The sequence below is a fragment of the Pedobacter sp. P26 genome (assembly GCF_050632135.1).
Lineage (GTDB): Bacteria > Bacteroidota > Bacteroidia > Sphingobacteriales > Sphingobacteriaceae > Pedobacter.
The window spans coordinates 3393894-3407666 of the sequence record NZ_CP192574.1 but is presented as its reverse complement, the minus strand read 5'-3'; the positions used below and the strand labels follow the sequence as shown (position 1 = coordinate 3407666).

Below are 13773 nucleotides of genomic sequence, written 5' to 3'. Positions count from 1 at the left end.
TGCAGGATACCTTTGATGTACAAAACATACAAAATTCCGCTTCTATTATGCAGCTAGAAAAATTTACTTACGATAACAGGATTGTCAGAAACTTTGGCATTGCCACCCTGGTTTGGGGAATTATAGGGATGACTGTTGGACTGCTTGTTGCCATGCAGCTCTTTAAGCCGGCAATGAACATGGGCAACCAGTATACCACTTTTGGTAGAATCAGGCCCTTGCACACCAATGCCGTGATTTTCGCCTTTGTGGGAAACGCCATTTTTATGGGCGTTTATTATTCGCTTCAGCGTTTACTTAAGGCCAGGATGTTTAGCGATGTGCTCAGCAAGATCCATTTTTGGGGCTGGCAACTCATTATCTTATCGGCCGTAATTACCCTTCCGCTGGGTTTTACTACCTCACACGAATATGCCGAACTCGAATGGCCAATCGATATTGCCATCACCCTCATCTGGGTGGTTTTTGGCGTAAACATGTTCGGTACCATTATTAAAAGGAGAGAGCGCCATCTCTATGTGGCCATCTGGTTTTACATTGCCACTTTTGTTACCATTGCGGTTTTGCACATTGTAAACTCTTTTGAGCTGCCCATTTCTTTTATGAAAAGCTACTATGTGTATGCGGGCGTTCAGGATGCATTGGTTCAGTGGTGGTATGGGCACAATGCCGTAGCATTTTTCCTCACTACGCCTTACCTGGGCATGATGTATTATTTCCTGCCAAAAATGGCTGGCCGACCTGTTTACTCCTATAAACTGAGTATCCTGCACTTTTGGTCGCTCATTTTTATCTATATCTGGGCCGGTCCCCATCACTTATTATACACCTCATTACCGGGATGGGCACAATCATTAGGCGTTGCTTTTTCCATTATGTTAATTGCACCAAGCTGGGGCGGTATGATCAACGGTCTATTAACTCTTCGTGGTGCCTGGGATAAAGTAAGAGAAGATGTGACCCTTAAATTCATGGTGGTTGCCCTTACCGCTTATGGTATGGCCACTTTTGAAGGCCCTTTATTGTCGTTAAAACAGATTAACGGAGTAGCGCATTTTACCGATTGGATTGTAGCTCACGTACATGTTGGCGCTTTGGGCTGGAATGGCTTTTTAACTTTCGGTGTACTGTACTGGTTAATCCCTCGTATTTATAAAACAGAACTTTACTCTAAAAAACTGGCAGGTTTCCACTTTTGGATCGGTACTTTGGGTATCCTTTTTTATGCTATCCCGATGTATTGGGCCGGTTTTACCCAAGGATTGATGTGGAAAGAATTTACCCCTGAAGGTTTATTGAAATACCCTAATTTCCTGGCTACAACATTGCAGATTATCCCTATGCATGTTTTACGTTCAATCGGTGGTGCACTCTATTTAACCGGGGTTATTGCAATGACTTATAACCTGGCCAAAACCATGCTTGGAGCTAAACTTGTAGCCAATGAAGCTGCCGAAGCCATGCCTTTAACCAAAATTGTAGTGGATAGTAGTCCTGCCGATAAAGCCTGGCATAGAGTGTTGGAACGTAAACCAATGAAATTTATGGTGCTCTCATTGATCATTATTCTAATTGGGGGAATGGTTGAGATGATGCCAACTTTTACTATTCAATCTAACGTGCCGACTATTGCAAGTGTAAAACCATACAGTGCGCTCGAGCTGCAGGGCAGGGATCTTTACATCAGAGAAGGTTGTGTAAACTGCCATTCACAAACTGTTCGACCTTTCCGCTCAGAAACCGAACGTTATGGAGAGTATAGCAAGGCCGGAGAATTTGTTTACGATCACCCGTTTTTATGGGGCAGTAAACGTACCGGACCAGATCTTCACCGTGTAGGGGGAAAGTATTCTGATGCCTGGCATTACAATCACCTGGCCGATCCTACTTCAATGTCGCCGGGAAGTATTATGCCACCATATCCATGGCTCATTGAACAGCAACTGGATATCAGCACTACTGCGAGTAAAATCAGGGCCATGCAAACATTGGGCGTGCCATATCCTGAAGGCTATGACAAACATGCCAATGAGGATTTAAAAATACAGGCTGAAAAAATTGCTTTAGACCTGAAGCAGAACAACATTAAAGTTAAAAGCGACCGTGAAATTGTAGCCATTATTGCTTACCTGCAACGATTGGGTACTGATATTAAAGCCAATAAAGAAACCATTCCTTCAAATCAATAAAATATGTTCAATCAGATCAAAGATTTAGCCGGTGGCGAAATATACCTCGTTACCTCTCTGCTCATGTTTATGGTGTTTTTTGTAATTGTTGGCGTTTACCTCTTCAAATTAAGCAAAAACCATATCAAAACCATGAGTGAAATTCCTTTTCAAGACAACAAAACCAATCAATATGAAGAAGATTAAACTATTGTTATTTTCACTGTTTTTATCGGCGGCAAGCTACGCTGCTGAACAAAAAACAGCAGAAGCTATAGTACCTTCTCAGCCTGGATTAGGACTTAGCCAAACTGAAATACTCATTATACTGCTTTTGCTTTTTGCATTAGTCCTGCTTTTTGTTTCGCTAACGTTGCTCAATGCATTTAAAGTAATGTACCAGGAACAGTTAAACCCCACTAAATATAGCGGACCTGTGAAGGAGGGGGCACTCGATTACGATAGCTGGTTGAAACAAAAAACGGTAAAACCTTCTATATGGGCAAAATTGTTGAGTTTAAAACCCATTGAAGAAGAAAAGAACCTGGTGATTGATCATGCTTATGATGGCATTAAGGAGCTAAACAATCCGGTACCGGCCTGGTTTAATTTCCTGTTTTTTGGTACGATGATTTTCGCTGCAGGTTATCTCTTTTATTACCACATTGGTGGCTATGGCGATCTGCAGGATAAAGAATACGAGAATGAAATGGCCAAAGCACAAGTAGAAAAAGCAGCCTATCTCGAAAAATCGGCCAATACCATTGATGAAAACTCCGTAAAGTTTGATAATACGCCAACGGTATTGGAAGATGGGAAAACGATTTTTAATACAAACTGTGTGGTTTGCCACGGCGATAAAGGGCAGGGGGTGATTGGTCCCAACTTAACTGATGATTACTGGTTACATGGTGGAGGTATTAATAATGTGTTTAAAACCATTAAATATGGCGTTCCGGAAAAAGGGATGATCAGTTGGGAGAAAAACCTCAATCCGAAACAGATCAGTGCCGTGGCTAATTTTATCTTGTCGTTAAAAGGAAGCAATCCAGCGGGTGCCAAAGCCCCACAGGGCGAAAAATACGAGGCGAAAGATGTAAAAGACAATGAGATGAAAGTAGCGAAAGATAGTGTAAACCAAGCAGATGTTACCAAAAAATAAACCGGAAAGTAAGGGCAAGGGCAGAAATTTCATTTACCCTAAAAAACCGTCTGGTAGATTGTACACCTACCGCAAGTGGGTAAGTTATATGTTGCTGTTATTTTTGTTCTCCTGCCCGTTTCTAAAACTTAACGGCGAGCAATTGGTGCTGCTGAATTTCATCGAAAGGAAATTCGTTTTCTTTGGGTTGATTTTCACCCCACAGGATTTTTACCTTTTTGCACTCGCCATGCTCATCTTTATCATCTTCATTGTATGTTTTACAGTGGTATTGGGCAGGTTGTGGTGCGGATGGGCCTGTCCACAGACCATTTTTATGGAGATGGTTTTCCGTAGGATAGAATATTGGATAGAGGGTGATGCCAGTAAGCAAAAGAAACTGGATGAAGGACCCTGGAACACCGAAAAGTTATGGAAAAAGGGAATCAAACATTTTATTTTTCTGATCATCTCTTTTGCCATCGCCAATACCTTTCTGGCTTATATGATCGGCTCTGATGTGCTGTTTAAAATCATCACCGAGCCCATTACGGGCCACGTTTCAGGTTTTATATCCATCTGGCTGTTTACTTTTATATTTTATGGTGTATTTGCTTACGTGCGCGAAGTGGTATGCACTGTAATCTGCCCTTATGGCAGGCTTCAGGGGGTGCTGCTTGATAACCAGAGCCTCGTAGTAGCTTACGATTTTACAAGGGGCGAACCCCGCGGACGTTTACAGCGAAATACACAAGAACAAAAAACTGGCGATTGTATCGATTGTGGCTTGTGTGTACAGGTTTGCCCTACAGGGATCGATATCCGCCAGGGAACACAGCTCGAATGTGTGAACTGTACCGCCTGCATCGATTCGTGTGATGAAGTTATGTTGAAAATAGGCAAACCCAAAAACCTGATTGGTTTCTTTAACCAGGATTTTATTGCAGAGCGGAAACCTTATAAAATTGGATTAAAATCTTATGGTTATGCTGCGGTTTTATTCGTGGTATTAATGGTTTTTTCTTCCCTGATTTATAAAAGAGAAAACATCCAGACCACCGTTTTAAGGGCCAGTGGTACTTTATACCAAAGCAGGGGAACGGATAAAACCAGTAACCTGTACAATGCAGAGCTGGTGAACAAAACCAATAAAGCGGTAAAATTTACTTTCAGGTCGCAGGATAGTAGTGATCAGATCGATTTTATTCAGCAAGCAACTGTTTTGCCAAAAGAAGGTACCGTGCACCTCACATTCTTTCTGATCAGGAAAAATAATTCGATTAAAAAATACAAAACGGATGCCGTTTTTCGAAGTGCTTGCCAATGGCGAGGTGTTGAGTACCGCGACAACTGGTTTTTTCGCACAGCCGGAAAGTGAATGATTGAAGGAGAGAATGAGAAAATAATTGAATGAGGGAAATAGAAAAGCAGTGAATTATAAGAGTAATAAAATGAGAAAATGACTCAATGAGAAAAAGTTAACGATAGAATATGGATTTGCCTTTAAACATTCTCTCATTCAAAACTCACTCATTCAATCATTAATTTAAATACAAAACGTATGAACTGGGGAACAAAAATAGTAATGGGGATGTTTGCATTTATGCTATTTATCGTGGGGATGGTGATTTACATGTTCCATGTGCACGGTAGGGACGCCCTGATCGAAGAAAATTATTACGAAAAGGGAATCAATTACAATGCAGAATACGATGCCAAACAGAATGTATTAAACGATGATGCCAGGCCTAAAATTACCATTACCCATACCCAAATTGTAATACAGTTAAAAGACAGTGCGCAATATGAGCTGGTATTGATGAGGCCCGCCAATAGCGATGATGATGTTAAACGAAAAGGAAATACCACCGGAGCTTCGCATCTTATCCTGGTAGATAAAACAAAAATGGCTAAGGGAATGTGGTTTATCAACCTTTCATGGCATGCAGAGGGCAAAGTATATCTTTTTAAAAATAACATTACCTTATGACCGACTATCTGCCATTGGCATTTTTAATGGGCCTGTTTGGAAGCCTCCATTGCGCGGTAATGTGCGGACCCATTATGCTAGGCATGCCCTTCAGAAAACAGGATTTCTTTAATAGTGCGGTTCAGCTTTTGTTATATCAGCTGGGTAGAATTGCTGTTTATACCATTTTAGGCTTGCTGGTTGGCATTTTAGGAAACAGCATACGCCTTTTCAGTGATCAGAAAACGTTGAGTATACTTATTGGTTCGGGATTAATCCTATTCACCGCTTTACAGTTAAATAAAACATATAGAAACCGTTTTTCAACGCTTCAGTTAAAGGCGATGAACCCGCTGAGCAAATTAATGGGGAAGGTATTTAATTTAAAATTATGGGGATTGTTTGCAGGTATGCTTAATGGCATTATCCCCTGTGGCATGGTTTACCTGGCCCTGGCAACGGCATTAAATACGGGCAATGTTCAATCGGGTGCTACTTTTATGTTTCTTTTCGGCCTCGGAACCACCCCATTAATGCTCATGATCTCGCTTGGGGGAATCTTTTTGAAAAAATACATCCGTTTTAACACCAATAAGCTTATTCCCTGGCTAATGCTTTTTATGGGCGCTTTACTCATCATGCGCTCCGCCGATTTGGGCATTCCGTTTTTTTCTCCCAAAAATACAGGCGGTTATGGGCATTCGATAGAGTGCAGGTAAATGGGTTTGGAGTTGGGCGTTGGGAGTCGATTAACCGATTGAATCATCGACCATATAAAGAAATTAAGAATTTAAGATTTAGATAAATCTTATAATACGATCGTCATTTCGACTGAGGCGCAGCGAAATGGAGAAATCTGTGAGCTAAGTTAAAAGATTTCTCCACTTCGCTCGAAAATGACGATTTTTGTAGGAACCAATGATCTGTTAACATATACTAGCGCAAGTCTTAGCGGTTAGGATAATGTGGGCTGGCTGACTTGTGCTTTTGAGATTAAGCTTTTATATTTAAGTATGAGTACAAAATATAAGTTTCATGATTCAACAGAAATATATTTTGTTTCTTTTGCTGTTGTGGGTTGGATTGACGTATTTACACGAGCTGTTTATAGAGATATTTTATTAGGAAGTTTATCTTACTGTAGAAAAGAAAAAGGACTTAAGCTGCATGCCTGGGTAATTATGAGTAATCATGTCCATCTAATTATAAGTAGTAAAGAAGGATATTTGTTGCCTAATATTATGCGCGATTTAAAGAAATATTCTGCCTTTAGGATTTTAAAAGAAATAAAAGAGAGCACGACCGAAAGCAGGAAGGAATGGATGCTCTACTTATTTTCGAAAGCCGGGCAACAAAATAGCAATAATAAAAATTTTCAGTTTTGGAGACAGGATAACCATCCAATAGCGTTAGATCCACATCTCGATATGTTTGACGAGCGGATTAATTACCTTCATAATAACCCTGTTGAGGCTGGAATAGTGGCAAATGCCGCTGACTATTTGTACAGTAGTGCTATAGATTATGAAGAAGGAAAGGGACTGATTGAGATTGACATGTTAATTTGCTAAAGTCCAAGTTCTGCATGGCACTAAGAATTTTCATAGAATTGGAGCAAAGGATGAATAGAGATTGATTTAACAAAGGCACAAGTCAGGCCATGGCATAGTCTGGAGGCGCTAAGACTTGCGCTAGAATCGGAACCAATGATCTGTTAACCGATTTGCATGAACCAATGACCAGTGAACTAATGAACATAATTCACTACTGCGTGCGTTTCTTCTCCTCCTCACTTGCCGAAGTTCTTTTCCTCGCTGCTGTAGGATTACCGCCCAGCCTGTACGAGAAACTTAAGGTAGCGCTGCGGGTATCGTTTTGCTCGTAAAAGCCATTGCGTTGATTTTCATAATTAACATCAATCCGGTAGGCATTTCCATAAAAAATATCGTTTACAGCCAGCCTTAAAGTTCCTTTACCTTTTAACAAACTTTTGCTCATACCAGCACTCACATCGTAAAGCCGTGCAAGCTTATAAATACCCTGTATGGTAGGGGAAGAGTACCATGCGCTGATTTCTGCTTTTAAACCCTGAGCTTTATTTAATGTAAAAGCATGGTTAGAACTTAGATAAATGCCCCATACATGATAATCGTAGCGGGCCTGTAAATATCCCGATTTTTCCTGGCGGTAGGAGCCCTGTGCATAATTGTTGATTTCCCACCATGAAGCCGCCTGGATCGGAAAGGAGGCTGAAAAGCCCGTCTCCTGGCTTAAATCGAGGTTCCTCTGGGTATCATAAAAGAGTTTTGAGCCATTATCCTGTACCGTGATATTACTAAAATAATCAACCACCCGCCTTAGGTAAAATGAAATATTATATTGCTGTTTGTAGGTATAACCCAGTTCGCCATTGTATATAAAAGCAGGTTGCAATGCCGGGTTGCCCTCCAGGTAGGTGTATGGACTGGTGTAAGATTTAAAAGGGTTAAGCCTCCAGTATTCAGGCCTGTTGATTCTCGAATTATAAGTGAGGTTTATTTCATGGTCCTTATTCATTTTATACGCCACAAAAAGTGTTGGGAAAAGCTTAAAATAGTTGTTTTGGTTATTGGTGTTTAATACCATTGATTGGCCATTTGTCTGGGTGTATTCGCCACGAAAACCGCCTTCAAAGCTCCAGTTACCTACATCTCCACTAATACTCGCGTAAATAGCCGATACATTTTCTGCATATTCAAAACGGTCGCTGCGGTTCGGTATCAATTCTGGGCCAGTGGCCTGATTATTATAAAAATCAAAGTTGTTACGGGTACGGATACTGCTGTATTTCAGTCCCGATTCAAAGGTCCATTTCTTCCAGAACTTATCCGTATAATCCAGTTTTCCCGAATAGATATCGATATTCTGGTTAGATGGAGTAAAGATGTGGTAATTGTCGGAAAGTAGATTGCCGTTGGCCAACGTGCCATAAGTATCTACCTGCTGACTGTTTTTGTTCTGATATGGCACATAATCCACATCTACGTTAATATTCCGGCCATTGGTATCCAGTTTAATCTTGTAATTAAGGTTAAAGCTATATTGGTAAACTTTTCCATTAGAAACGTTTTGCGTATGGAGGATTGAATCTGGTAATGGTTTATAGTTATTTACAATCGTGGTTAGCACCTGGTTCGGCCTGCTGTTGTTCCCATTGTAGCCATTTACCAAAATACCAATTACCTGTTTGCTGCTGAGGTTGTAGTCGGCACCAATTTTATAACTATTGGCATTTCCCGAGCGTATTCCCGATTTATCATTCCGCCAATCCGAGTAATTTTCAGGCGAGTCGAAAATAACATATTCATTTTCTGTATGGTCCTTTTTACGCCTGCTGTAGCCGTAACTGCCGTACACATTCAGCTTGTCTTTCCGATAATTGAATACCATACTCGGATTATAGCTGCTATAGGTTGATTGGGTATAACCGGCAGAAAGTACGATATTAAAACCATCACCTTTTGGTTTTTTAGAAATAATATTGATTACTGCACCACCCTGGGCATCGTATTTGGCAGTTGGATTAGCCATAATTTCTATTTTGGCAATATTATCTGAGGGCAAACTCCGGAGGTAGGCCGCCAGATCTTCACCCGATAACCTGATGGGTTTATCATCCATATAAATCACCACGCCTTTATTGTTTGCCGTTACCCCGCCATCAAAACGCGTTTGTACGCCAGGTGCTCTACCCAGCGCATCCCAAACCGTAGCACCACTGGCCACTATGCTGTTTTCGACATTGAATATCACCCTGTCGATTTTTCTTACAATAAGCGGTTTTGAAGCGGATACCGTGACCTGATCCAGGGTTTTATCGTCACTGATCATCATTATCGTGACTGAATCCATCGGAAGACCTAGTGCTTTGCTCATATCTTTATATCCAACGGCCTTCAGCGTTAAAACATAATTGCCTATAAAAGGCTGCTGAAAACTGAACAGCCCGTTTTTTGAAATCTGGACGGCTACGGTCGAATCTGCATGGTGCAGGGCAATGGTTACCCCATCAATCGGTTCGCCGCTTTTATCAGTTACCAAACCGTTACGCAACTGCGCTAAAGTGATCAGAGGGAAATATAAGAGAAGGAGTAAGAGGAACTTTTTCATGTTCCAAAACTAATGGCTAACCGTGTAAAGCAAGGTTAATATCGGTTAAATATGGTTAAATCTTCTGCCCAAACTTCCATTGATAAAATGATTTGTTCAATTTAGGGGGATGAAATGGCTAACTTCCAGATATGTTTTTCCTTTGGCGGTGATTACACTGATCATTAGTCTATGCCTGCAGTGTGCGTGGATAAGGCAATTGTATCTGGCGCAAAAGAAATCTGTTGCTACAATGCTCGAATCTATCGTTAGTGATGCTTCGCGACAGATCACCTATAAAAGTATTGCCAAAGGCCACGAGAAAAGTGCCCGTTTTCAGCAATTTTTCCTTTCTCAGGAGTGGTTGGCGCTCAGGCAGGCTTTTGATGAACTAAAGGTCGACAATCTGCGGAGCCGATTCCATTATGGGATTACCAATGATAGCTCGGTAGTGGAAATGAAAATGTCGTTTCTGAATGATGCTAAACTGAAATTCGACCATAAATCTTCAGCCATTACCGATGGCAAATCGCAACGGGAAGTTTCGTTACAAGATCAGCGCGACCTGAAAGTAATGGATAGTTTAGTGAACCATAAGCTCGATCAATTGGGTATGCCTATCAGAAGAAATTATGCCCTTTACGATTATTCAGATGGGAAACTGGTGAAAGGAAAGCCGATTACTAATGCTTCCTCTGCTTTCGTAAGCGGGAAATATACTTATAACCTTAAGTTTCAAAACAGGTATCAGCTGGTGGTGCCAAGCATTACCTGGCTGATCATTTATCAGATGAAATATTACCTCATTTCGTCGTTTATGATGTTGGTGCTTACGGCGGCAGCGTTTTACCTGCTCATCAGACTGATGAAAAACCAGCAGCTTTATGCGCAGGCGAGGATGAGTTTTACGAGCAATATGACGCATGAACTCCAAACCCCGATCTCGACGATTGCTGTTGCCCTCGAATCGATCAGCAAGTATCATTTAATTGATGAACCCGAAAAACTGGAGAATTACATCAATATCAGCCGCCACGAATTGCAGCGGTTGCAGGCGATGATCGAAAAAGTGCTAAAGCAGGAGCAGATGGATCTTGGAAAAACGAAACTACAGTTTAGTCTGTTCGATGTTCAGCCAGTACTGCAACAGGTTATTTACGCTATGGATATACAGGTGCAGGAGAAAAATGCAGAACTTATACTTTTGCAATCGGATGAACCTGTTTTTATCAAGGGTGATGTCATGCATATTTCGAATGTATGCTATAACCTGATCGATAATGCATTGAAATATTCTCCTCCTCATGCTAAAATTGAGGTATCCTGTAGCATTGCTGATCATGAATTAACAATCAGTTTTAAAGATAACGGCCCGGGGATAAATGAAATTTATCAGCAGCAGGTTTTTGAGCGCTTTTTCAGGATTTTTAACCAGGATAATATACACAATGTGAAAGGATCAGGCCTGGGACTTCACTATGTAAAACAGGTGGTGGAACTCCACGGCGGACGTGTTGCACTGCAGAGCAAAATAGGGAAAGGAAGTAATTTTATGATCATTTTACCAATGTATGAAGAAAACTAAGGTTTTATATGCTGAAGATGAGCCGTTTTTGGCGCGGATTGTCCTCGATGGTTTAACCAGCAGTGGTTACGAGGTTAATCTTGCTGCTGATGGGGCGCTTGCCTGGAAACAGTTTGTAGCAGAAAAACCCGATATCTGTGTGCTCGACATCATGATGCCGCAAAAAGATGGTTATACACTGGCGGCTGAAATCAGAAAATCGGATCCCAATATTCCGATTATCTTTTTGAGTGCCAAAGCCCTTACCGAAGATGTGGTGATGGGATTTAAAAACGGAGGTAACGACTACCTTAAAAAACCTTTCAGTATTGATGAGTTGCTGGTGCGGATGGAATCGCTGTTAAATAGATTTGGTCCTGCGAATAAGGGTGAAAATGAGGTAAATAAAAAATACCAGTTCAGAAACTGTGAACTTGATCCTGTTGGCCAAAAATTAAAAACTTCTGCAGGCGAATATTCACTTTCCTATAAAGAAACCGTTCTGCTCGAATTACTATTGAAAAACCGGAACAACATTTTGGAACGGGAGGATGCTTTGATTAAAATATGGGGAGAAGACAGTTTTTACAATGGACGCAGTATGGATGTTTTTATGGCGCACCTGCGCAAACTCCTGAAAAGTGAACCTGAAGTACAGATCATCAGTTTAAGGGGAGTGGGGTATAAACTGATCTGTTGACTGTTGCTTCCTACTATTGCAATAATAATATGCTGAACGCGATCAGGCTTTGATAAACTCTCCATGTTCACACACAATGTCATTGCCACAGTTCGTAATGGCTTCCAGAACAGGAACAAAACCTTTTCCAAAATTAGTTAAACTGTAAATAACCTTAATTGGTGGCTTTTTACCATACACTTTCCTTAGTACCAAAGCATCTTTTTCCAACTGTTTTAATTGAAGGCTTAATGTCATTTCGGTGATGGAGGGCATTTCCTTGCGGAGCTCGCTATATCGTTTAGGTCCGTTTTTTAAATGGTACAAAATTACCGCCTTCCATTTTCCGCCAATTAAATCCATCGTAAGGCTTACCGTACAAGGGTACGTTTTTCCTTTTAGTTTAACATAATCGCCTACACATTCTGTTTTCATCTTCAATTTTTCAGGCCTATCTGTTTTGATAGTTATTGCAAATGTAAATTACTCAAAATACTTTTGCAACTATAATAATGATAGTTTAAAAATCAAGAAAAAATGTTACATACTTCAATAGAAAATAACGCAACTTCACAAATTGAAAAACCGCTCATTACCATTGTTGGTATTTTGGGCAAGCAAGGTTATAGTGTTGCGCGTAGCCTACTGGCAAGCGGCGCTTACCGTATTCGCGGTATAACCCGCCGGCTTGATATTCCGGAAGCAGTTGAACTGGCGGAAAAAGGCGTTGAGCTTGTAAGCTTACCGCTCAGCCTTGGGTATAAAAAAGAGTTTACAGAAGCATTTCGTGGCGCAGATAGCATTTTTCTGATGACGCCGAACATTGCTCCGCCGGCTACCTACGAATTTGAATTGGGTAAAGAACTGGCAGATGCAGCTGTTGAGGCGGGGGTGCAACAAATCATTTTTAGTAGTCTGGAAAATGTAGACAAGTTAACAGATGGAAAATTATTCGCACCGCATTTCACAGATAAAGCCATGGTTGAAGCATATATCCGCACTTTACCTGTAAGAAGTTCATTTATCTATATGGCTTTCTTTTTTACTAATTTAATGGAATTTTATAACCCTCAATTAAAAGGTGATACGCTTGTATTTCCGATTTATTTACCGAAAAATTTTGCTGCGCCATTTGTAGATCCGCTTACTGCAACCGGACCTGCTGTTTTAGAGATTCTTTCAAATCCCGATAAATATTCAGGCAAATCCTTACCTGTAATTGGTGATATCATTAGCCCGCAGGAAATGGTTGATACTTTTACCAAAGTGACAGGTATAAAAGCTGAATACCGTTCGGCATATAAAAGGCAGGAAATGCTCCAATATTTCCCGGAATTTGCTTCAAATGATGTTTTGTTGCGAGAGATTTTAGGAATGGCAGAATTTGCTGTAGAATATGGTTACTTCAGTAACGAGCGTGACCTGCAATGGAGCCGGCAGATCAATCCGCGGACACTAAATTGGGAAGCGTTTTTACGCAAAACCAAGTGGAAGGGTCAGAAACTTATGTACTAAAAAGAATCAATCGAATTTTAAACGAAAATGTTGGCGAAATATAGAAACCCATCTCCAAAATCAATTGACGGAGGAACCGATGATCTCATTTGTTATCGACAAAAATTTAAGCAGATTTTTCTTGTCAAAAAGAAGGGTGATAAAATGATCGCCCTTCTTAAAAAAAAGTCTTATGCCTCCAGGATATTCGCCATCCTCATCAAGCTTTTTCTTTCTTGATTTTGTACCTGCTGAATTTTAAAGCACTTTGTTGAGGGGTTGTCTTGTTCATCACCAAATTAAAGGGCATGCCTTCTACCTCAATTGGTTGATCGTCAGCGATGTTAAAAAACATTTCTGTTATGCTTTTGTCTTCCCCAAGGCTACAGTATAGTTCCAGCCCTGATGTGGTTTGCCACTTTGCATAGGGCTGCTCGTTAGCATCTTCATAAAAAACGGTTTTTACGCCTAATATTGCAGAAATTTTATCTGGCGTTTGAGGAAAGATAAATTCAGAATTTTTATTTAAAAGGGTTTTAAGACCAGCATTTTTCTGCGCAAAAGAAAATAGCGCGAAGAGTTGAAATAGCAATGTTAATCTGAATGCAGTTGTTTTCATAGTATGATTGA

The 13773-nt window shown here is 40.6% G+C and carries 13 protein-coding genes; 10 read left to right on the top strand and 3 right to left on the bottom strand.

Translation table 11 applies throughout. The features are described 5' to 3' along the window. Positions 1-47 precede the first annotated feature (47 nt). The 7 genes from ccoN (at position 48) to ACQ86H_RS15805 (ending at position 6849) form a co-directional block, all read left to right on the top strand. The gene (ccoN, locus tag ACQ86H_RS15835) at positions 48-2189 is read left to right on the top strand and encodes a cytochrome-c oxidase, cbb3-type subunit I (RefSeq protein ID WP_138820870.1); all 2142 of its coding nucleotides are present in this window, start codon (positions 48-50) and stop codon (positions 2187-2189) included. A 3-nt stretch (positions 2190-2192) separates the two neighbouring features. Continuing rightward, positions 2193-2375, top strand: a complete 183-nt coding sequence (locus ACQ86H_RS15830; RefSeq protein ID WP_121283362.1) for a hypothetical protein — start codon at positions 2193-2195, stop codon at positions 2373-2375. Continuing rightward, entirely contained in the window at positions 2362-3330 is a 969-nt protein-coding gene (locus tag ACQ86H_RS15825; protein ID WP_246862764.1) for a cbb3-type cytochrome c oxidase N-terminal domain-containing protein, read from the top strand. Before ACQ86H_RS15830 ends, ACQ86H_RS15825 begins: the two co-directional genes overlap by 14 nt. Next, entirely contained in the window at positions 3314-4687 is a 1374-nt protein-coding gene (gene ccoG / locus ACQ86H_RS15820) for a cytochrome c oxidase accessory protein CcoG (protein WP_431291698.1), read from the top strand. The genes ACQ86H_RS15825 and ccoG overlap by 17 nt, the downstream gene beginning before the upstream one ends. A gap of 183 nt (positions 4688-4870) precedes the next feature. Then, a complete protein-coding gene (locus ACQ86H_RS15815) occupies positions 4871-5299 on the top strand; it encodes a FixH family protein (protein WP_138820872.1) in 429 nt (142 codons plus the stop codon). Beyond that, complete coding sequence (locus tag ACQ86H_RS15810) at positions 5296-5997, top strand: sulfite exporter TauE/SafE family protein (protein ID WP_138820873.1); 702 nt, start codon at positions 5296-5298, stop codon at positions 5995-5997. The genes ACQ86H_RS15815 and ACQ86H_RS15810 overlap by 4 nt, the downstream gene beginning before the upstream one ends. A gap of 294 nt (positions 5998-6291) precedes the next feature. Next, positions 6292-6849 (top strand): REP-associated tyrosine transposase, encoded by a 558-nt coding sequence (locus ACQ86H_RS15805; RefSeq protein WP_431291697.1) that lies wholly within the window; start codon positions 6292-6294, stop codon positions 6847-6849. Positions 6850-7042: 193 nt separating this feature from the next. Here ACQ86H_RS15805 and ACQ86H_RS15800 read toward each other — a convergent pair whose 3' ends face one another. Continuing rightward, positions 7043-9427, bottom strand: a complete 2385-nt coding sequence (locus tag ACQ86H_RS15800) for an outer membrane beta-barrel protein (protein WP_431291696.1) — start codon at positions 9425-9427, stop codon at positions 7043-7045. 109 nt (positions 9428-9536) lie between these two features. Here ACQ86H_RS15800 and ACQ86H_RS15795 point away from each other — a divergent pair, with 109 nt between their 5' ends. Beyond that, positions 9537-10991: a sensor histidine kinase gene (locus ACQ86H_RS15795; protein WP_431291695.1), complete on the top strand. Its 1455-nt coding sequence runs from the start codon at positions 9537-9539 to the stop codon at positions 10989-10991. After that, a complete protein-coding gene (locus ACQ86H_RS15790; protein WP_138820876.1) occupies positions 10978-11670 on the top strand; it encodes a response regulator transcription factor in 693 nt (230 codons plus the stop codon). Before ACQ86H_RS15795 ends, ACQ86H_RS15790 begins: the two co-directional genes overlap by 14 nt. A 42-nt stretch (positions 11671-11712) precedes the next feature. Here the strand turns inward: ACQ86H_RS15790 and ACQ86H_RS15785 are convergent, their stop codons facing one another. Further along, positions 11713-12084, bottom strand: coding sequence for a winged helix-turn-helix transcriptional regulator (locus tag ACQ86H_RS15785; RefSeq protein ID WP_138820877.1), 372 nt, complete (start codon positions 12082-12084; stop codon positions 11713-11715). A gap of 102 nt (positions 12085-12186) precedes the next feature. On the opposite strand from ACQ86H_RS15785, the gene ACQ86H_RS15780 reads away from it, so the two are divergent. Then, on the top strand, positions 12187-13164 hold the full coding sequence (locus ACQ86H_RS15780; protein ID WP_431291694.1) for an NmrA/HSCARG family protein: 978 nt from the start codon (positions 12187-12189) through the stop codon (positions 13162-13164). Positions 13165-13363: 199 nt separating this feature from the next. Here the strand turns inward: ACQ86H_RS15780 and ACQ86H_RS15775 are convergent, their stop codons facing one another. Next, positions 13364-13762: a hypothetical protein gene (locus tag ACQ86H_RS15775; RefSeq protein WP_431291693.1), complete on the bottom strand. Its 399-nt coding sequence runs from the start codon at positions 13760-13762 to the stop codon at positions 13364-13366. Positions 13763-13773: the final 11 nt, after the last annotated feature.